The sequence below is a fragment of the Mesorhizobium sp. B264B1B genome (genome assembly GCF_020165765.1).
Lineage (GTDB): Bacteria > Pseudomonadota > Alphaproteobacteria > Rhizobiales > Rhizobiaceae > Mesorhizobium.
The window spans coordinates 41,404-59,072 of the sequence record NZ_JAIUIS010000011.1 but is presented as its reverse complement, the minus strand read 5'-3'; the positions used below and the strand labels follow the sequence as shown (position 1 = coordinate 59,072).

Annotated in this window: 19 protein-coding genes; 6 read left to right on the top strand and 13 right to left on the bottom strand. The window is 59.4% G+C overall.

Features of this window, described 5'->3' with window-relative positions:
* Positions 1 to 176: 176 nt before the first annotated feature.
* The 3 genes from LB547_RS21790 to LB547_RS21780 all read right to left on the bottom strand — a co-directional run bounded on the left by LB547_RS21790 (position 177) and on the right by LB547_RS21780 (position 3,287).
* Positions 177 to 1,157 (bottom strand): Dyp-type peroxidase, encoded by a 981-nt coding sequence (locus LB547_RS21790; protein WP_210239471.1) that lies wholly within the window; start codon positions 1,155 to 1,157, stop codon positions 177 to 179.
* 123 nt (positions 1,158 to 1,280) lie between these two features.
* Positions 1,281 to 2,342, bottom strand: coding sequence for an alpha/beta fold hydrolase (locus LB547_RS21785; protein ID WP_140523455.1), 1,062 nt, complete (start codon positions 2,340 to 2,342; stop codon positions 1,281 to 1,283).
* 360 nt (positions 2,343 to 2,702) lie between these two features.
* A complete protein-coding gene (locus tag LB547_RS21780; protein ID WP_140523180.1) occupies positions 2,703 to 3,287 on the bottom strand; it encodes a glutathione binding-like protein in 585 nt (194 codons plus the stop codon).
* 470 nt (positions 3,288 to 3,757) lie between these two features.
* On the opposite strand from LB547_RS21780, the gene petA reads away from it, so the two are divergent.
* From petA to LB547_RS21760, 4 genes are all read left to right on the top strand, one after another.
* Positions 3,758 to 4,234, top strand: a complete 477-nt coding sequence (gene petA, locus LB547_RS21775) for a ubiquinol-cytochrome c reductase iron-sulfur subunit (RefSeq protein ID WP_023767325.1) — start codon at positions 3,758 to 3,760, stop codon at positions 4,232 to 4,234.
* 15 nt (positions 4,235 to 4,249) lie between these two features.
* Complete coding sequence (locus LB547_RS21770) at positions 4,250 to 5,545, top strand: cytochrome b (RefSeq protein WP_140523177.1); 1,296 nt, start codon at positions 4,250 to 4,252, stop codon at positions 5,543 to 5,545.
* 157 nt (positions 5,546 to 5,702) lie between these two features.
* A complete protein-coding gene (locus LB547_RS21765) occupies positions 5,703 to 7,262 on the top strand; it encodes a mechanosensitive ion channel family protein (RefSeq protein ID WP_140523174.1) in 1,560 nt (519 codons plus the stop codon).
* Between the two features lie 4 nt (positions 7,263 to 7,266).
* Entirely contained in the window at positions 7,267 to 8,175 is a 909-nt protein-coding gene (locus LB547_RS21760) for a pirin family protein (protein ID WP_140523171.1), read from the top strand.
* Between the two features lie 48 nt (positions 8,176 to 8,223).
* Here the strand turns inward: LB547_RS21760 and LB547_RS21755 are convergent, their stop codons facing one another.
* The 8 genes from LB547_RS21755 to LB547_RS21720 all read right to left on the bottom strand — a co-directional run bounded on the left by LB547_RS21755 (position 8,224) and on the right by LB547_RS21720 (position 13,258).
* Positions 8,224 to 8,655, bottom strand: coding sequence for a DUF1810 domain-containing protein (locus LB547_RS21755; protein ID WP_140523168.1), 432 nt, complete (start codon positions 8,653 to 8,655; stop codon positions 8,224 to 8,226).
* A gap of 45 nt (positions 8,656 to 8,700) precedes the next feature.
* Positions 8,701 to 8,982, bottom strand: a complete 282-nt coding sequence (locus tag LB547_RS21750; protein ID WP_140523165.1) for a GNAT family N-acetyltransferase — start codon at positions 8,980 to 8,982, stop codon at positions 8,701 to 8,703.
* Positions 8,983 to 9,033: 51 nt separating this feature from the next.
* A complete protein-coding gene (locus LB547_RS21745) occupies positions 9,034 to 9,768 on the bottom strand; it encodes a sensor histidine kinase (protein ID WP_140523162.1) in 735 nt (244 codons plus the stop codon).
* Between the two features lie 209 nt (positions 9,769 to 9,977).
* Positions 9,978 to 10,415 (bottom strand): CBS domain-containing protein, encoded by a 438-nt coding sequence (locus LB547_RS21740; protein WP_140523159.1) that lies wholly within the window; start codon positions 10,413 to 10,415, stop codon positions 9,978 to 9,980.
* 58 nt (positions 10,416 to 10,473) lie between these two features.
* Positions 10,474 to 11,121 (bottom strand): hypothetical protein, encoded by a 648-nt coding sequence (locus LB547_RS21735; RefSeq protein WP_140523156.1) that lies wholly within the window; start codon positions 11,119 to 11,121, stop codon positions 10,474 to 10,476.
* A gap of 68 nt (positions 11,122 to 11,189) precedes the next feature.
* Positions 11,190 to 11,591: a cupin domain-containing protein gene (locus tag LB547_RS21730; RefSeq protein ID WP_140523153.1), complete on the bottom strand. Its 402-nt coding sequence runs from the start codon at positions 11,589 to 11,591 to the stop codon at positions 11,190 to 11,192.
* A 71-nt stretch (positions 11,592 to 11,662) separates the two neighbouring features.
* Complete coding sequence (locus tag LB547_RS21725; protein ID WP_140523151.1) at positions 11,663 to 12,421, bottom strand: SDR family oxidoreductase; 759 nt, start codon at positions 12,419 to 12,421, stop codon at positions 11,663 to 11,665.
* A 66-nt stretch (positions 12,422 to 12,487) separates the two neighbouring features.
* The gene (locus LB547_RS21720) at positions 12,488 to 13,258 is read right to left on the bottom strand and encodes an alpha/beta fold hydrolase (protein WP_085984582.1); all 771 of its coding nucleotides are present in this window, start codon (positions 13,256 to 13,258) and stop codon (positions 12,488 to 12,490) included.
* A 418-nt stretch (positions 13,259 to 13,676) separates the two neighbouring features.
* On the opposite strand from LB547_RS21720, the gene LB547_RS21715 reads away from it, so the two are divergent.
* On the top strand, positions 13,677 to 13,904 hold the full coding sequence (locus LB547_RS21715; protein ID WP_013896614.1) for a DUF680 domain-containing protein: 228 nt from the start codon (positions 13,677 to 13,679) through the stop codon (positions 13,902 to 13,904).
* A 204-nt stretch (positions 13,905 to 14,108) separates the two neighbouring features.
* On the opposite strand, the gene LB547_RS21710 is transcribed toward LB547_RS21715, so the two are convergent.
* On the bottom strand, positions 14,109 to 14,858 hold the full coding sequence (locus tag LB547_RS21710; RefSeq protein ID WP_140523148.1) for a glucose 1-dehydrogenase: 750 nt from the start codon (positions 14,856 to 14,858) through the stop codon (positions 14,109 to 14,111).
* Between the two features lie 177 nt (positions 14,859 to 15,035).
* Entirely contained in the window at positions 15,036 to 16,013 is a 978-nt protein-coding gene (locus LB547_RS21705; protein ID WP_140523145.1) for an alpha/beta fold hydrolase, read from the bottom strand.
* 566 nt (positions 16,014 to 16,579) lie between these two features.
* Here LB547_RS21705 and LB547_RS21700 point away from each other — a divergent pair.
* Positions 16,580 to 17,545, top strand: a complete 966-nt coding sequence (locus LB547_RS21700) for an alpha/beta fold hydrolase (RefSeq protein WP_140523142.1) — start codon at positions 16,580 to 16,582, stop codon at positions 17,543 to 17,545.
* The last annotated feature ends 124 nt before the right edge of the window (positions 17,546 to 17,669 follow it).

Genomic DNA, 17,669 nt, shown 5'->3' with positions numbered 1-17,669 from the left:
AAAATACCAGACCAAGTTCCAGACTGCGTTTTATGCGACTTTCGAGCACAGACCGGAAACATCGACCGTTTCCGTTCATCGCCCAAGGCCAGTGTAGCGTTGGAAAGCCAAAGTGGGGGTGTCGTTCGTGCGTTTCATATTCGGTGGGGAACCTGTTGACGGTTACTCCAAACAGGTCAACCCGACAGGCCCGGACCAGTGGTCGAGATGACTTCCCCCGTTGCAAGGTTCTCCAGGAATGTCGTCGACGGGACGAAGAACAATGTGCCAGTGACTGCGCGGCTGAAGTCCAGTAACCGATCGTAGTTGCCTGGCGGCCGGCCGATGAACATGTTTTCCAGCATCTGCTCGATTCTGCGCGGAGAACGGGCGTAGCCGATGAAATAGGTACCGAACTCACCCTTGCCGACGTCGCCGAACGGCATGTTGTCGCGTACGATTTCCAACTGCTCTCCGTCCTCGACGATCGTGGTCAGCGCATTGTGCGCCGAGGTCGGTTTCACGTCATCGTCCAGTTCGATATCTGAGAGCTTTTTTCTGCCAACAATTCCCTCTTGATCCTCGATTGGAAGCGCGTTCCATGCTTTCAGATCATGCAGGTACTTCTGCACGATCACATAGCTGCCTCCGGCAAATGAGGGGTCCTCCTCGCTGATGATCGCGGCCTTGACGGCGCGCTCATCCACCGGGTTCTCTGTGCCATCGACGAAGCCGATCAGGTCGCGGTCATCGAAATAGTTGAAGCCGTGCACCTCATCCGCCGTGGAGACTGCGCCGTCGAGCTGCGACATGATCTGTGTCGCCAGTTCGAAGCAAAGGTCCATACGCGATGCACGAATGTGAAAGAGGATGTCGCCCGGCGTCGAGACGGCATGATGCTGACCTTGGATTTCGCGAAATGCATGCAGGTCCTTCGGTCTGGGGGCTCCAAACAAGCGGTCCCAGACATCGGAACCAAACGCCATGACACACGAGAGCCGGCCCTCGAGGTCACGGGAGCCGACCGCGCGCAGAAGTGTGGAAAGATCGCAACATAAGGCGCGCACGGTCGCTTCGTGTTCTGGTCCGGAAATGACCGTCACAACAAGAAATATCGCGGCCCGCGTCAGTTGCGCGACGACCGGTTGAGCAACAGCGGATGGCAATGTCGAATCCACAACAGATCCCTTTCAATCTTGATCGAAACGCCACTGGTCGACCGGCATAGGGCCGGAGGGGCGGAGTTGGATTTACCCAATTCGCGGATCATCTCCGCATCAGTTGGTCACGAGTTCGCCCGATCAGTATTCGCCGACGTCTATGACTGCCTGGGCGAAAGCCTGTGGGGCTTCCTGCGGCAAGTTGTGGCCAATTCCGCCCGTGATGGTCCGATGCGCGTATCTGCCCGAAAATTTCTTGGCATAGGAACTGCTGTCGGGGTGGGGTGCGCCATTGGCATCCCCCTCAAGGGTGATGGTCGGCACCGTGATCAACGGGCTCTCGGCCAGCCGTTTTTCCAGGCCGTCATATTCCGGTTCGCCTTCGGCAAGCCCGAGCCGCCAGCGGTAATTGTGAATGACGATGCTGACGTGATCCGGGTTGCCGAGGCTCGCCGCGCTGCGCTCAAAGGTGGCGTCATCAAAATCCCATTTCGGCGAGGCGATCCGCCAGATAAGGTTTGCAAAATCGCGCCGGTATTGTTCGTAGCCGGCCCGGCCGCGTTCCGTCGCAAAATAGTACTGATACCACCATTGGAGCTCGGCCTTCGGCGGCAGCGGCATTCTGTTTGCCGCGAGACTGCCGATCAGATAGCCACTGACCGAAACGAGAGCTTTGCAACGCTCCGGCCAGAGCGCCGCTATGATGCAGGCTGTGCGCGCGCCCCAATCATAGCCGGCGACGATTGCCTCGCCGATGTTCAGCGCGTCCATCAATTCGATGACATCGACAGCCAGCACAGACTGCTGGCCGTTGCGGACAGTCTGACTTGAAAGAAAGCGCGTGGTGCCACAGCCACGCGAATAGGGAACGATCACGCGATATCCCGCCATCGCCAACAGGGGAGCGACATCGACAAAGCTGTGGATGTCGTAGGGCCAGCCATGAAGGAGGATAATAACGGGACCATTGGACGGACCAGCTTCAGCGTAGCCGACGTTCAGCAGGCCGGCGTCGATTTGCCTGAGCGCTGCGAACGAGGCAGCCGGCAATGGTCCTGCCGTTGCTCCGTCCAGCCCTGAAACGCGTTGCGCCTCGGCTGAGCGAACTGTCGCGAACTGAGCAGCAGCCAGACCCATTGCAGCAACGCCGACGAACGCCCTGCGATAGGGATCAATTTGTCCCGGCCGTCTTGTATTTTCCATTCTTGCAACCTCTTTCACGGCACCGTCCGGATGCCACCTGTTATGGCGCGGCACCGGCATCAGCTTCATTCATCGGCTTGGCGTTCCCGGCCGGCATGCCTTGGCAACCCCCTTGGACAGCCGAGGCGTCGGTGGCTCCGCCGAGCGCTGTTCAGACATACATTGAGCTGGAATGACGCGATCACATGGGAAGGTCATGCCGAGTCCCGCCTCGCCTTCCATGCTTAGAAATTCGGGGCGTAGCCCGTCGCCGCGCTTGGTAGCGATCAGGTGGAGGTTCTGCAGGAACAGAAGCATGGACAAACTCCTTCGTAATGTGTCGTGGCTGAAGGTTGACACGACACGCGGCCGGTCTCGCACTTAGACAAGGCCCTCGCGCTTCATTGCGATGCGAACGGCCGGACGGGCCGCTATTCGGGCGCGCAACGCTTCCAAAGGAGCTGGAACAGGGACTTGGAAGCGGACTGCCCAAAGAAGCATCACGAAAAGGTAGAAGTCCGCTACGCTGGGTTTCTCGCCGAACAGAAAATCCGTCTTGAGACCGTCCGCGAAGAGATCAAGTTGCGATGTAATCGTGGTCCGCGCCTTGGCCTTTTCAGCATCGCTGCCTTGGTGCCACATGGGTTTGAAGCTTCGGTGTATTTCGGTCGAGACGTAGGTCAGCGCTTCGAGAACGCGGGTACGGCCCATTGGCCCTTCCACTCCCAGTGCCGGGTACTGCGACGCAATCCAATCGAGGACGGCGATATTTTCTGTCAGCGTTTCCCCGCTATCCAGCACGAGGGCAGGAACATACCCCTTGCGCGTGACCGTGGTGAAATCATCACCGGAGCCCGTTCGTTTGGTTTTGAGATTGACCGTTTCGCGCTCGAAGGCGGCACCCGCCTCCTCCAGTGCTATGTGGTCGGCCAGGCTGCAGGCGAGAGGGCTATAGTAAAGTTTCACGGGTTTTCCCTTTTTGAATCCTGACGAAGCTTCGCAATTGTCCGGCGGCGGCGCCCGCCTAGCTGGGCACTTGCCAGCGGCGTCCATCAGGTTCCAGAAGATCTCACTTGCCGGGGAGGAAGGCTACGACACCGACAGGTAGGCGTGCCTATGCCGAGGTATGATCAAGCCAAGCAATCGTTCTGCGATTGCCCGTGCAATGCCGGAATCCCGCTCAAGTGGGGAACGGCAACAACCAAGGATTCGCATCCACTACGCCTGGCGTCCTCGAAAGTCCCGCAGTCCTTCGCTCAGGGCTCATAAACGAAAGTATTGGACACATGGGCCCTTGGCACGATGGCCCACATCCCGCTGCGGCCGGCATAGTTCAACTCGAAATGAGCAAACGCGAACGGCGAAAGGCCGCGGCCGGGTTTTCCGACTGCACGCCGACGCACTGAAGCAGCTTTCCAATCAGAGGAGTCGTCGTCATGGCCGAGCTATCCCAGACCGAAACCGGCACTGCCGCATTGCCCGCCGAGGCTGTGGCCGCGGTGGAAGTCGACGTCTCCTCGCTGATGCCGGGAATGTCGCTGGTCGTGCAATGGCGCGGCAAGCCCGTCGTCGTGCGCAACCGCACGGAGAAGGAAATCAAGGACGGCAGAGCTGTCAGCTTGGCCGAGCTCAAGGATTCGGTCGCCCGTAACGCCAATCTGCCGGCCGATGCGCCTGCAATCGACGCCAACCGCACAGCGCCGGGCAAGGAAGCCTGGATCGTGATGGTCCAGGTCTGCACGCATAGCGGCTGCATCCCGGTTGGTCAGCAAGGCGAGTTCGGAGGCTGGCTCTGCCCGTGCCACGGCTCGCAATACGATACTGCCGGCCGCATCCGCAAAGGCCCAGCGCCCGAGAACATGGCGGTGCCGGTGTTCCAATTCATTTCCGACACCAGAATCCGTATCGGCTGAGATGGGGCAATTTCGATGAGCGACAAAAATTCGACCTATACGCCCAAGACCGGTATCGAACGCTGGTTCGACGCCCGCCTGCCGCTGCCGAGGTTGGTGCACGATAGCTTCATCGTCTATCCCGTCCCGCGCAACTTGAACTACGCCTATACGTTCGGCGGCATTCTCACGGTCATGCTGGTTTCGCAGATCCTGACCGGGATCGTGCTTGCCATGCATTACGATCCAGATACCGGGTTGGCCTTCAATTCAGTCGAGAAGATCATGCGCGACGTGAATTCGGGATGGCTGCTGCGCTCTCTCCACGCGAACGGCGCCTCCTTCTTCTTCATTGCCGCCTACATCCATATCTGCCGCGGGCTCTACTACGGCTCTTACAAGGCGCCGCGTGAGCTGCTGTGGGTGCTCGGATGCACCAACCTCTTGCTTATGATGGCGATCGCCTTCATGGGCTATGTGCTGCCCTGGGGACAGATGTCGTTCTGGGGAGCCACCGTCATTACCAACTTTTTCACGGCCATCCCACTGGCCGGCGACTGGTTCCAGCGGCTCCTGCTCGGCGGTTTCGCGGTCGGCAATCCGACGCTGAATCGCTTCTTTGCGTTGCATTACCTGTTGCCGTTTGTGCTTGCAGGTGTGGTGACCTTGCATGTCTGGGCGCTTCACGTCGTCGGGCAGAACAATCCAGCCGGCATTGATGTGAAATCAAAAACCGATGTCGTGGACTTCACACCCTATGCGACCGTCAAGGACGCGTTCGGCATCATCGTGTTCCTGTTCTTCTTCGCCTATTTCGTCTTCTACCTGCCGAACTATCTCGGCCATCCTGACAACAACACCGTCGCAAATCCGCTCAAGACGCCTGCGCACATGGTGCCGGAATGGTACTTCCTGCCCTTCTATGCGATCCTGCGCGCCATCACCTTCAATGTCGGGCCGATCGATTCCAAACTTGGTGGCGTGCTCGCCATGTTCGGCTCGATCGTGGTGCTTTTCGTCGTGCCGTGGCTCGACCGGTCCAAGGTTCGCTCGGCCGTTTACAGGCCATGGTACAGGGTGTTCTTTTGGCTCTTCGTCGCCAACGGACTGTTTCTCGGCTGGCTTGGTTCGCGGCCGGCCGAAGGGAATTACGTCGTCATGTCTCAGTTGGCGACGCTTTACTACTTCGCCTTCTTCCTGATCGCACTGCCGGTGCTAGGCTTAATCGAGAAGCCACGGCGGCTGCCCAACTCGATCACTGAAGCGGTGCTCGAGAAGAACAAGGGGGCCGGCGGCAAAGGCGCGATCGCCGTGGCCGGCGACCAAACGTAGATGGGAAGAGGCGATGATCGTGTCTCGCCAGCCCGTCTCAAAGGCGCCGATAGCAACACGCTTTGGACCGAACCGTTGCGTCGAGGCGACGAGACAACTTTATGTCGAGCGCCAGCAACCGCTCTGCTCCGAATGATGAAAAACAGGGATTGCGATCATGGTCGATCTGGGTCCGGTGATGAACTGGTGGAACTCACCTCTGATCTACATCGTGTCGCTCGGCCTCGCCGGAATCGTCGTTTGGAACCTCGTTCCGGGACGCTTCGCCAATGCGAGGTTGATCGTCCAGCTCGTCTTTTTCCTCGCAATGTCGATCATGGTTCTCGAACTGCGGGTCGTCCCATACGAGCCCGCACGAAGCGATGGGACGACCAGTGGAGCGATCCTCATCGGATCGGTCAAGCTGCTGTGGTGGGTCCATCTTGCCTGGGCGCTAATTGGGTTTGTCCGTATCTATATCGTGTTCGAGCGGCAGCCGCGCGAGGCACGCCTCCTGCAGGATGTCGTGGTCGGCATCATCTATACGGGAATGCTCCTTTCAATCCTGGCGTTCGTCTTTGCCGTGCCGGTCGGAACGCTCATCGCCACGTCGGGCGTCTTTGCCGTCATGCTAGGTTTGGCGCTCCAGAATACGCTTGGCGACGTATTTTCGGGAATCGCGCTTAACCTCGGCCGCCCTTATGTGCTTGGAAACTGGATCATTCTGAACGACGGAACCGAGGGCCGCGTCGTAGAGACCAATTGGCGCTCGACCCAACTCCTCACCCCGGCCCACAACGTCATCGCACTTCCGAACAGCCTTGTCGCCAAAATCGGGGTAACAAACCTTAGCGGCCCAGACGAGAGCCATGGACTTACCGTGACGGTAAAGATGACTCTGACCAAGACGCCGGCTATCATCGTAGACACGATGCGCATGGTCCTCCTGAGCTGCAACTCGATCCTCCAAGACCCTTCGCCCGTGGTAGCCATCACAAGCCTGGATGCGGCGGCAATCGGGATCGAGCTGTCATTTCGCGTCGCCAGCCTTGACCAGCGGATTACAGCTCGGAACGAAATTTTCGATCTGGTCTATCGCCATTCAAGGTCGGTCGGGGTGCTGCTGGCAGCGCCACTTTCGGCTTCGATTGCCATGACCTCCCAGCCAATCGACGGGACGGCGACCTCCCAAGGCTTCGCCGCGATCGACCTGATCAAGGCCATACCGATCTTCTCGACGCTAACGGATGCCGAGCAGGAGGCGCTTGCCGCGACGATCCTGGTTCGCAGCTACCGCAAGGGCGACGTCATTGCAGAACAAGGAGAGATGCTGCCATCCCTCATGATTGTCCGGAAGGGCGTCATCGTCCGGCAACATGTCCAAAGCAATGCTAACGTGCAGGAGGTTGGCCGGCTTGCACCTGGCGACTTCTTCGGCGAGACCGGCCTGCTCGCAGGTATTGGCGAGACGTCGACATTGCGGGCGATGACCCACGTCTTGGTCTACGAGATAGACCAGCAGAGGTTCGCGCCGCTCCTGCACGACAGGCCCGAGATGGCCGAAGATCTTGCGGCAACCCTGTCGAGGGGGACGTTGGCCTATGGCGAAACCGGCATCCCCGGCCAGCAGCACAAGAGCTCCAAATTTGCGCTCCTGAAAGCCATTCAGGCTGTCTTCCACACCGCCCCATTGGAGCACGCTCGAGCACGTGGTCGACCAGGCATTCGAAAGGACTAGATTCATGACCATCCGCCAAAGCGACATCGTCGGCATCGACCCACTTAGGCAGCCGAGTATGCGTGATTTTGCCGACGGTTTGAAGGTACGGCGCGTACTGCCCTCCTCGAACCGCCTGATGATCGGTCCCTACATATTGTTCGACCATTTCGGCCCCGCGGTATTCGACGCAGGTCGCGGTTTCGACATGGGGCCGCATCCGCATATCGGGATTGCGGCCGTGACCTATCTGTTCGACGGGGAGATTATCCATCACGACAATCTCGGTGAAGTGCAGACCATCCGCCCCGGCGAGGTCAACTGGATGACGGCCGGGTCCGGCATCGTCCATTCCGAACGCACGTCGCCAGAAGCCCGAGCACCAGGAAGCAATCTCTTCGGCGTTCAGGCCTGGGTGGCCCTCCCCACCAAGCACGAAGAAGTTGCCGCCCACTTTTCACATTATGGCGCTCCCGAAATCCCACGGATCTGTGGCGACGGGGTCGAGTTCACTTTAATCGCCGGGGTTTCCGACGGGTTGGTGTCTCCGGCAAGGACGTACTCCGACCTGGTCTGCGCCGAAATCGTGCTCACCAGCAGTGCGCGATATCAGGTGAAACCCGGATATCTCGAGCGTGCGATCTATGTTGTCGCCGGCGAGATCGAAGTCATGGGCCAACTTGGCACGTTCGGTGAAGGCGAATTGATCATGCTGGAGCCGGACGCTGAGATCGTGCTCCAGGCGCCTGCCTTCCATGCCGCGCGGCTGATGCTGATCGGCGGCGAGCCTCTTTCCGAACCACGTTATGTTCATTGGAACTTCGTCTCCTCCTCAGCCGAACGGATTGAGCAGGCAAAGGCGGACTGGCGCGAAGGCCGCTTCCCCGACGTACCAGGCGAACACGGGTTGATGCCTCTGCCACAGGAAGAATAGGGCGGTGACGGTTTCGGCGGTGGCCACATCCGCCGGTCGCCGGCGGCGTTATGACATCGAGTAGAGTTTGCGCATCGTGCCCTCGTCGATTTGACCGTCGAACCAGACGTCGAAGATGGTCTTGAGCAGGAACTCGTCGTTACTTGCTTCGGAAAACAGCGTTAGGGACGCGTGCAATTTCTTTGTATCTTCATCACCGAAGACCGCGCGAGCACTTAGATTGGAAAGTCGTTGCAGTGTGCCGACGCATTCCCGATAACGACCGCCCAGTATCGGCGATTGGAGGTAAGCGCCTGCCTCGTCGAGTGATGTGATCGCGTACGGATCGGCGTCAGTGTCGCTTAGCCCGGCAGCCAACCTCGGGAAGATCAACTCCATGTATGGAGTACACATCACGCCTCGACGCAGTATAGCCAGGGCGTCGCCGTAGACCGGATCCTGAGCGTTGACGAACCTCTGCAAATTATATTGGTCGTCCATCTCGACTCAGACCTTTTTTTGCAAACAGCTGTATTCGGGGCCTGATCACCCTGCAACGACATCGGTGTATTCCGGATACCTGGCGACGAAGCCGCTCATGAAGGGACACTTCAAGACCGCTTTGCGGCCCGTTTTGCGGAGCAATTCGAAGGTGCCTTGCGCCAACCGCGACGCGATCCCCTGTCCGGAAAATTCCAAAGGCACTTCGGTATGTATCAACACTACCTTGCCGTCTTGGAGCGAATAGTAGGCCACTGCGAAGGCTTGACCGGTGATCGGGAGCTCGAACCGATGCTGCTGAATGTTTTCTGTGACCTTTGCGTGCATCTCTATCTCTCGATGTGCGTTGCGTGAGGCTGGATGTAGCTTGCCCGGTCGCTATCGCATCGCGGGCAGACGTAGCGTGACAGTTGTGCCTGCCCCGGGCGCGCTCTGAATATCGATGCTTCCGCCTGACTCTTCGGCAAAGCGCTTGACCATTGGCAGGCCGACGCCGCCGAGGCCCTCCGTTTTTGTGGTGAAGAAGGGATCGAATGCGAAGGCAATCGTCTCGGCGGTCATTCCCACACCGTGGTCGGCGGTGGTGATATCCACCTGAGCGGCTGAGGAGCCATCAAAGACCACTGCGGTATTTATCGAGATCAGGCCTCCGTTGGGAGATGCATCGCGCGCGTTGAATACCAGGTTCAGAATCGCGTTCTGCAAATCCAGGCGATTGCACCTCACTGAAGGCAAGTCCGGCGTCACTCGAACCTCGAGGCGGATCTTGGGATCCGACGCACTTCGAATGAGGGTCTCGATTTCAGCCAGACAGGCGCCGACATTTGCATATTCGCTTTCTCTGCGGCTCTCTCGGGCGGAACTGATAGTCTGGCGGACAAGCGCGCCGGCTCGTTCCAGGGCAGTTCTGGCGCCCGAAATTACATGCCCAAGCGCTGGAGCCGCCGAGACGCTCGGGTCACGGGCCAGGTGATTCAATGCCGACGAGGCGACCTGGATGAGATTGCCAAGGTCATGAACGATGCCGGCGGTCGCTAGCTGAATGGGCAGGCCATCTCGTGGAATCTCGGGCGGGCTGTCGAAGACATCCACTTTCACTTCCGGACGAGACATTGTAACCCTCATGTTTGCTCACGCAGAATTCAGTTGCTTGAAGACGGTACAATAGAGGACGGGAGTGGTCGATTAGATCGAGTAAGAAGCCAAACCATATTGCAGTATATGTCCCGCGATCTGCGGACCATCGCCAGTGGGGGACCAAACATCTCGCGAGACAGATCTCCCGCTCTTTCGTGCTCATCGCACCGTCGCGAGATTCTCCTCTATTGGTAGCCAACGCCCCCGATATAGTTGGCGAGCAGCCGCTCCTGGAGCTCTTCCTGTTGGAAGAGCGCCTTCATCGCGTCGCGGATATCGAGGACGCCTATCGGCTTGGCGCCGCCGCCGAGCACCGGTAGGTTCTGGAGCCGCTGTGTTGTCATGGTCTGCCAGACCGAATGCAGGTCGTCATCGGGCCCACAGGATACGAAAGACCGGCTCATCAGTGTCGATACCGGCGCTTCCGCCGGCCCCGAATTCGCCAGATGACGGACAAGGTCGGACTTGCTCAGCACGCCTGCCGCCTCGCCACTGCCATGGCATACGACAACCAGGCCTATGGCCGGCTTGGACAGCCATAGCGCGGCTGCCCGCAGCGACGTGTCGAGGTCGACCGCCGCAAGGCGCGCCGATGTTTCTGGATGTAGACTGTCAATTCGCATGATGCCCTCTTGAGGCGTCTCGCGGCCGCAGCCGGAGAGATCAGGTTCGAGGTTTCGCTTACTCTTCGAAGGGAGTGTTCATCACAAAATCGACGGAAGACGGCGCCTTGTAGCCGGCCACAAAGCGCTCACCGAAATCCCGGGCAAAGTTGTCGTAGGTCGTTTCCGGGTTCACCTTGGCGATGTGACAAAAGCATCGCGTCATCCGCCGCTTCATTTGAAGACGCGGAAATTCGCCGACGATCCTGGCTATCTCGGCGGAAGAGATGAAACTGTATTGCAGGCCCACGACATCAAGGCAGATGCCGGCTGTGCACAGCGCCACCTCGGCCTCCTTGTAGAGGCCGATCGACGGCGTCGAGTTGAGTGCGACGCTGTCCCATATCAACTGAGCACGACGCTCGTCGAAGCCGCCTTGCCGGACGAAGGCGCGAGCCAGATCGGCGCCTTCCACCTCGAAACGGCGCGGCCCGGCGAAGGTCTCGTTGAGCGTGACGTCGTGCAACAGGGTTCCGACGGCAACAACTTCACCGTCGTGCTCGATGTTCTGGACCTGTGCGATGCGGACGGCGAAAAGCCATGATCGAACCACGTGGTTGAACAAATACGGTTCACATAGCTGGCGGGCATGTTCGATCGCCCGGCCGACAAGCGGCGTATCGGGGACCGAAACCCCTGCAAGCGTGCGCCTGGCGATCGCATCCATGTCAGTGCCTTTCCTTCGCCGATTGTGTGTCGGTTTGACGCCCTTACCTTGGCAAGGGCGTCACCAGTTCATTTCGCGTAGGTCGTCAGGTTGGTCTCGTTGGTATCGACGACGAAGATCGCAAGCAGGCGAGCGCGTTCCGTCTTGCTGGCGTTTTCACTGACGGCGTGATGGTCGCCCGGAAATTCCGAGAAGCTTTCGCCTGCACGGTACGTCTTCACGGGCCCACCGTTGACCTGGCTTCGGATCGCCCCCTCCAGCACCGTGGCATAGATGAACGCGGAACTGGGATGGGTATGCGCCGGCGATGTCCCGCCCGGCCCGTACTCGACGAGCACGGCTTTCAAGCTCTTGCCGGGCACATTTGGAAGGGCGTGGTCGTAGACGAGCTTCACGCTGTCCGCGTCTTTGGCCATTGCTGCGGTGACGGATGCGGCGGCGAGCGCTGCACAGAGGAGTTTCCTGATCATGTCCGATATCCTTGTTGGAATGAGAGCTAGGGAATGCTGGTCTGATGGGTCGCGAAACCGGCGTTCAGTACTTACGCCGGTGGCGTGTATCGGCTGAGCCAGTCGTCGAAGTGGACGGCGCCGATACGCGCGTTCTCGCCGGGGACAAGCGTTTGATCGTCGATTGCCACTTGACCGTAGTAGAGAGCGCCAGGATCCGAGACGATTTTGCGCGGATCGTTGGTGGCCTTTAGAAAGCGACCGACGAGCTCGCTCATACGAACGCGATCGGGGCCGGCAATTTCGATCGTGCCGTTCACTGGCGCTGCTAGGGCGACGTCCGCCATCGCATCGGCAACGTCGTCGGCTGCCATTGGTTGGAAGTACGCCGGTGACATGTGGACGGTATCCCCTACGGCGCCGGTGTTTGCGATGGCGGCGGTGAACTCGAAGAACTGTGTGGCGTGCACGATCGTGTAGGGGATAGCGGACTCCTTGATCAGCTTTTCCTGAAGCAGTTTGCCGCGGAAATACCCCATGTCCTGCAGCCGGTCGGTGCCGACCACAGACAGCGCGACGTGATGGCGGACGCCGGCGGCCGCTTCGGCTGCAAGAAGATTACGCCCGGATGCCGCGAAAAATTCGAGCGCGGCCTTTTCCTCGAATGACGGTGAGTTCGCGAGATCGACGACGACCTGTGCCCCGGCAAGAGCGACGGCCAGCCCTTCTCCGGTGACGGTGTTCACTCCCGAATTCGGTGAGGCCGCAAGCACGTCGTGTCCCTTCCTGCGCAGTCTTTCCACAGTCTTGGAACCGATCAGCCCGGTTCCGCCGATGACGACGATCTTCATTTCCAATCTCCTTTGTTGAGGGTGTTGATTTGCGGGGTGTTGGTCGAATGTCGGCTTTCCGGCGAGCTACTCGCTGGCCGATGCGGCGTCCTCGATAAGTGAGGTGACCTCGTCGGGGTGCGAGACCATGAGCGCGTGGGACGCACCCTCGATGACGACCGTCTTCACGGCGTGCGCGCGCTTGGCCATGAAGCTCATGACGGCTGCCGGGATATTTCGGTCATCGGTGCCGTAGATCATGTAGGACGGCAGCGTTTTCCATGAAGCTACGCCCGAGGGCTCGGCCAGGGCTGCCTGCGCGATCGGGCGTTGGGTGGCGGCCATCAGCGACGACTGCTCTTCGGGAACGTCAGCCGCGAACTGGGCTCGGAATTTGTCCGGCTGGATGAAGAGATCCTGGCCGCCGTTCGGCGACGCGACTGGAGCAAGCGCGCTTGCCAAAGTGCTGCCGGGAAACATGCTGGACAAGGTGGCGCTCGATTCGCCGTTATCCGGCGCGAATCCGGCCACGTATACCAAGGCCTTCACATTGGGATTGCCGTTGGCGGCTTCGGTGATCACGGGTCCGCCGTAGGAATGCCCCACCAGCACGATCGGTCCGGGAACCGACCGGATGATGGCCGAGACCGCCGCGGCATCGCTGGCGACGCTGCGGAGGGGATTGGCTGCCGCCTTCGCCACATAGCCGTCCCTGCCGAGTTTGGTTATGACCGCGTCCCAACTCGACGATTCGGCGAAGGCCCCGTGCACCAGCACGATCGTCGGCTTGGGCTTCGCTCCGGCCGCCTGCGCCGTTGCGCCACCCGCGACGGCAAGCGCGGCGGCCAGCGCCAGGATTCCAGTGACATTTCGCATTTGCTTTCTCCTTTGTCGGCCTTCCGTTTGACCAATGTGGAGAAGGATGCGCCGATCCGGGGCGCCGACCTATTGTGCGGAATGGTCGGTCATACGATGCCAAGGTGCAGGGTGGGTCATCGCTGCGATCAGGTGACCTGGGTATTCCGCACGCGGATCGCCGGCAGCGCAGGGGTTCGTGACCAATACAAATCCATGGAGCTGCTGCCTCCAAACACCACTGCCGCCCCGGCGTAACGGCAAGACTCCCACCGCGAACGACATTGCCCCTGACCTTAGGCCTTCACAGCCCATGCTTTCGTATGGATCAAACAGCCACATCGTCTGATCGTTCCGCAATGACGCAGCATTTATATTGTTATTGTGAATACGATCCAAAATTAACCATGGAGTTACCAAAATGAAGAACACATCTCTTGCTGCCGCAATCCTTCTTGTTGCAGCAGGAAACGCCGTCGCCGGAAGCGATCACTACGGATCAAACTCGGTCCAGCAACCCGCAACTTCTTCCGAGAGCATGCACACCTCCTCGATCAGGAAGACGGGCAACGATGCCGGCGTGCAGGAGACCGTGCGCAAGCCGATTGCTCCCAGCAAGGACCCGGGCCAGGGCATCTGGGGTCACTAGCACCCGAAAATTGTAGAACCTGGAAGGACCGGGGCGTCGCCCCGGTCCTCTTCACGCTTTCCAAAGGACCTTGAAAGTGCGTGGGGGCCCTGACACAGGTTCTGAGACCGGGGAGCTATAAAACCACCTTTCACCTTGGATCTGGCCGAGTGGGATGGCGATCGACGCTCGACCGTCAAACGGCAGCGACTTGGCTACCCCAGCTCAAAGCAATGCCATTCCGCCGTCGACCCGCAGATTGACACCGGTGACAAAACTGCTTGCGTCCGATGCCAGGAACAGAGCGGCTTTTGCCAGTTCTTCCGGCTGGCCCATTCGACCAAGGGGAATTGCTTCGGCCATGGACTTCTCGAAGGATGCTCGCATTTCGGCCGGGACACCCAGTTTGTCGAGAATAGCCGTATCCACGGGGCCGGGGCTGAGCACGTTGACGCGTATGCGACGCGATTTCAGTTCTATCGCCCAACTGCGCGCGAAGGCGCCGATGGCTGCCTTGGAGCCTGCATAAACGGCATGGCCTTCCAAGACCTTCTCGCTGGCGATTGATCCCGTCAGTATGACTGCGCCGCCATCGCGCATCAGCGGGATCAGTTTCTGCACACCAAAGAAGACGCCGCGCGCATTGATAGAGAACTGCGCATCGTACTCGGCTTCGGAAACTGCCGACGAATGCGTGATGGTGTTCACGCCGGCGTTCGCCATATAGATATCGAACGCCCCAAACCTCTGATGGATCTGTCGCGCGACATCCTCGTGGTGCGCCACGTCGGCTACATCACCCTGAATGCCCAGTGCGCCGGCTCCGATCTCGGAGACTGCCTCCTCGACCGCACGCTGTCTCCGGCCGGTGATTACGACCTGCGCCCCCTCCGACGCGAAAGCTTTCGCGGCGAATAGCCCAATCCCACTGTTTCCCCCGGTGATCAACGCGGTCTTTCCTGAAAGTATACCCATTTGCATTGCCTCTGATGATTTTCACGAGAGCCGCCGCAGTTGCCAACCGCAGTTCTCAGCGTGAACTCGGACGGCTGAGACCAGAAAGCATCTCCAGGAGCCATCGATGCTGAGTTTTCATAGTCAGGCTGGCCGCACCGGTGTTGTGCGGCCAGCCATGACCGCCGCTTGAGAGCACTAGCCCTTGATGAAGGCGAGCAGATCGGCGTTCACCTGGTCCTGGTGTGTGGCCGTGATCCCGTGGGGCGCGCCGGGGTAATATATGGCCTTTGCGCCCTTGATCAGCCGCTCCGACTTGACTGACGAATCCTTGACCGGGACGATCTGGTCGTCCTCGCCATGCAGGATCAAGGTCGGTATATCGAATTTCTTGAGGTCCTCGGTGAAGTCGGTTTCGGAGAACGCTTTGACGCATTCATATGCATTCACGAGACCGACCTGCATGCTCCAGAGCCAGAACTGATTCAGAACCCCCTGGGAGACCGTGGCGCCTGGCCTGTTTGCACCATAAAACGGCTGTGCGAGGTCCAGATAGTGCTGCGAGCGATCCTTGAGGAGGCCGGCCCTTATGCCGTCGAACACTTCGATCGGCAGACCTTCCGGATTGGCCGGCGTTTTCACCATGATCGGCGGAACAGCGGCGATAAGAACAGCCTTGGCCACGCGTTCCGTCCCGTGCCGCCCGATATAGCGAGCGACCTCGCCTCCCCCGGTTGAATGCCCGACCAGCGTGGCGTCCCGGAGATCCAGCGCCTCGATCACGGCTGCAAGATCGTCCGCGTAGCCATCCATGTCGTTGCCGGAGGTGGCCTGGCTGGAGCGGCCATGGCCCCGCCGGTCATGAGCAACCACGCGGAAGCCATTATGGGCCAGAAAGAGCATCTGTGCATCCCAGGCGTCGGAATTCAGCGGCCAGCCGTGTGAGAAGGTTATTGGCGGACCCCTACCCCAGTCCTTGTAATAGATTTCCGTACCGTCCTTGGTTGTGATGGTGCTCATTGTTTTGCGTCCTGATTGAGGGGTGGGAACATGTGGGTTTTGCTGGGCGCCGGATGACGAAGCGACTGGCAGTCCGGCTATGACCGCTGCTGAAAAACTGGCCAACAAGACGTCGCGGCGGGTTGCACCGAGGGTGAAAAGTCCATCCATACTCATCGTGTCCATCCTTGGTGAGCGGCTTCTCGGGTCGGCTCACCATCACGATCACCGGGTCGACCTGCACCGTCGCTTTCGGGGGGAGGAGCGGGCGAAGGAGCGGCGACGCCCGATGATCGTGATGGCTTGCGAGGGAGAAGATGCGCCGATCCGCCCCGCGAACCTATTCTACGCAAGCATCTGTCGTACGATGCCAAGGTGCAGGGTAGGTACGCCGAGGTGCTGGAACTGTCGCTGAGATGGGGCAAATGATGCGATGACGTTGGTTCGTGCGCGACGTGCCGCGTGCGGCTGTCACAAACACGACCTATCAAGCCGTATGAGGATTCTTCTCAAAACGAGGAGCGGCTGATCGCGAGCAAGTCACCGCCCGAACGGACCGCGATAGGTTTCGCCTACGTGGTCCTCATGTTGAGTAATCAACTCACCGCCGGCCAGAGCGCAATATGCTTAGGTGTACAACGCGTTATTATAACGACAAAGGCTTTAAAGCTTTCGCCTTATAGAAATTGCACGGCATTTGCCGCTCTTGGAGCACTTTGTACCTCACAACCCCGGAGTGCTTTATGCGCCTTAGCTTTCTTTCTGGTTTCCTCATTGCGGTTCTTGCTGCCGGGCCATCGACTTCTGCCAGCGCACCGCACTCCGGCGTGCCGCTCGGGCAATCGACCGACCTGTCGGCACGTATCGTCGACGGCAAGGCCGACGTTAACGGTGTGGCCTATCACTATTTGCTGGCAGCAGGCGGCCCGAAAACCGTGGTGTTGTTGCATGGTTGGGGCACGACCTCATACATGTGGCGCTTTGTAATGCCGCAACTGGTGGCGCGCGGTTACACGGTACTTGCGCCCGATTTGCGCGGTTTGGGGGACACCGCCAAGCCTGCGGCCGGCTACGAAAAGGCGGCGATTGCCGAGGATATTCGAGCACTTGTCAATCAGCTGAACCTTGGTCCGGTCCTCAATCTCGTCGGTCACGATATGGGTGGCATGGTCGCTTATTCCTATGCGGCGCAGCACCCGGGGGAAGTCACCACACTGGCAATCGTTGACGTCCCGCTGCCAGGCATCGAACCGTGGAACGAATTGATCCAAGGCCCTCGCACTTGGCATTTTCGCTTCCACTCCGTACGCGACGTGCCGGAAATGCTCATTGCCGGTCGCGAGCTTGAGTATTTAAAGTGGTTTCACAATGCAGAGGGGGTAAATACTCGCGCGTTCGACACCGAAGCCGACGAAGTCTACGGCCGTTCTTATGCCCAGCCTGGCGCATTGCGCGCAGGCTTCGAGTACTACCGGGCTTTCCCGCGTGACGAAGAACAGAACAAAGCCTTTGCAAAACACAAGCTGACGATGCCGGTACTCGGTATAAGCGGTTCGGGTGGCCTGGCATCGATGTACGAAGGCCATCTCCGCCACGTCGCCGAAAACGTACGGGCCGTAGTAGTCGAAGGCTCAGGCCATTGGGTTCCGGAGGAGCAGCCGGCCGCCGTCACAAGGGCCCTGATCGAATTCCTGCCACCAGCATACTAAGCTTCGCGGCTGGCTGAAGCACAACATTAGCGATAGTCGCCGTGATGGAGATACTCCGCTCCAAAGCTTTCCCAATGCGCCGCCGTTAGCTGGCGATGCGCGGCAAGAGCTTGGTAGTGTAGCC

Excerpts from the sequence above, each read along its gene's own strand:
- LB547_RS21760 (WP_140523171.1), top strand. The coding sequence starts at position 7,267 with ATGACCATCCGCCAAAGCGACATCGTCGGCATCGACCCACTTAGGCAG.
- LB547_RS21725 (WP_140523151.1), bottom strand. The coding sequence starts at position 12,421 with ATGAAGATCGTCGTCATCGGCGGAACCGGGCTGATCGGTTCCAAGACT.
- LB547_RS21755 (WP_140523168.1), bottom strand. The coding sequence starts at position 8,655 with ATGGACGACCAATATAATTTGCAGAGGTTCGTCAACGCTCAGGATCCG.
- LB547_RS21740 (WP_140523159.1), bottom strand. The coding sequence starts at position 10,415 with ATGCGAATTGACAGTCTACATCCAGAAACATCGGCGCGCCTTGCGGCG.
- LB547_RS21770 (WP_140523177.1), top strand. The coding sequence starts at position 4,250 with ATGAGCGACAAAAATTCGACCTATACGCCCAAGACCGGTATCGAACGC.
- LB547_RS21745 (WP_140523162.1), bottom strand. The coding sequence starts at position 9,768 with ATGTCTCGTCCGGAAGTGAAAGTGGATGTCTTCGACAGCCCGCCCGAG.
- LB547_RS21785 (WP_140523455.1), bottom strand. The coding sequence starts at position 2,342 with ATGGAAAATACAAGACGGCCGGGACAAATTGATCCCTATCGCAGGGCG.
- LB547_RS21710 (WP_140523148.1), bottom strand. The coding sequence starts at position 14,858 with ATGGGTATACTTTCAGGAAAGACCGCGTTGATCACCGGGGGAAACAGT.
- LB547_RS21715 (WP_013896614.1), top strand. The coding sequence starts at position 13,677 with ATGAAGAACACATCTCTTGCTGCCGCAATCCTTCTTGTTGCAGCAGGA.
- LB547_RS21750 (WP_140523165.1), bottom strand. The coding sequence starts at position 8,982 with ATGCACGCAAAGGTCACAGAAAACATTCAGCAGCATCGGTTCGAGCTC.
- LB547_RS21765 (WP_140523174.1), top strand. The coding sequence starts at position 5,703 with ATGGTCGATCTGGGTCCGGTGATGAACTGGTGGAACTCACCTCTGATC.
- LB547_RS21705 (WP_140523145.1), bottom strand. The coding sequence starts at position 16,013 with ATGAGTATGGATGGACTTTTCACCCTCGGTGCAACCCGCCGCGACGTC.
- LB547_RS21730 (WP_140523153.1), bottom strand. The coding sequence starts at position 11,591 with ATGATCAGGAAACTCCTCTGTGCAGCGCTCGCCGCCGCATCCGTCACC.
- petA (WP_023767325.1), top strand. The coding sequence starts at position 3,758 with ATGGCCGAGCTATCCCAGACCGAAACCGGCACTGCCGCATTGCCCGCC.
- LB547_RS21700 (WP_140523142.1), top strand. The coding sequence starts at position 16,580 with ATGCGCCTTAGCTTTCTTTCTGGTTTCCTCATTGCGGTTCTTGCTGCC.
- LB547_RS21735 (WP_140523156.1), bottom strand. The coding sequence starts at position 11,121 with ATGGATGCGATCGCCAGGCGCACGCTTGCAGGGGTTTCGGTCCCCGAT.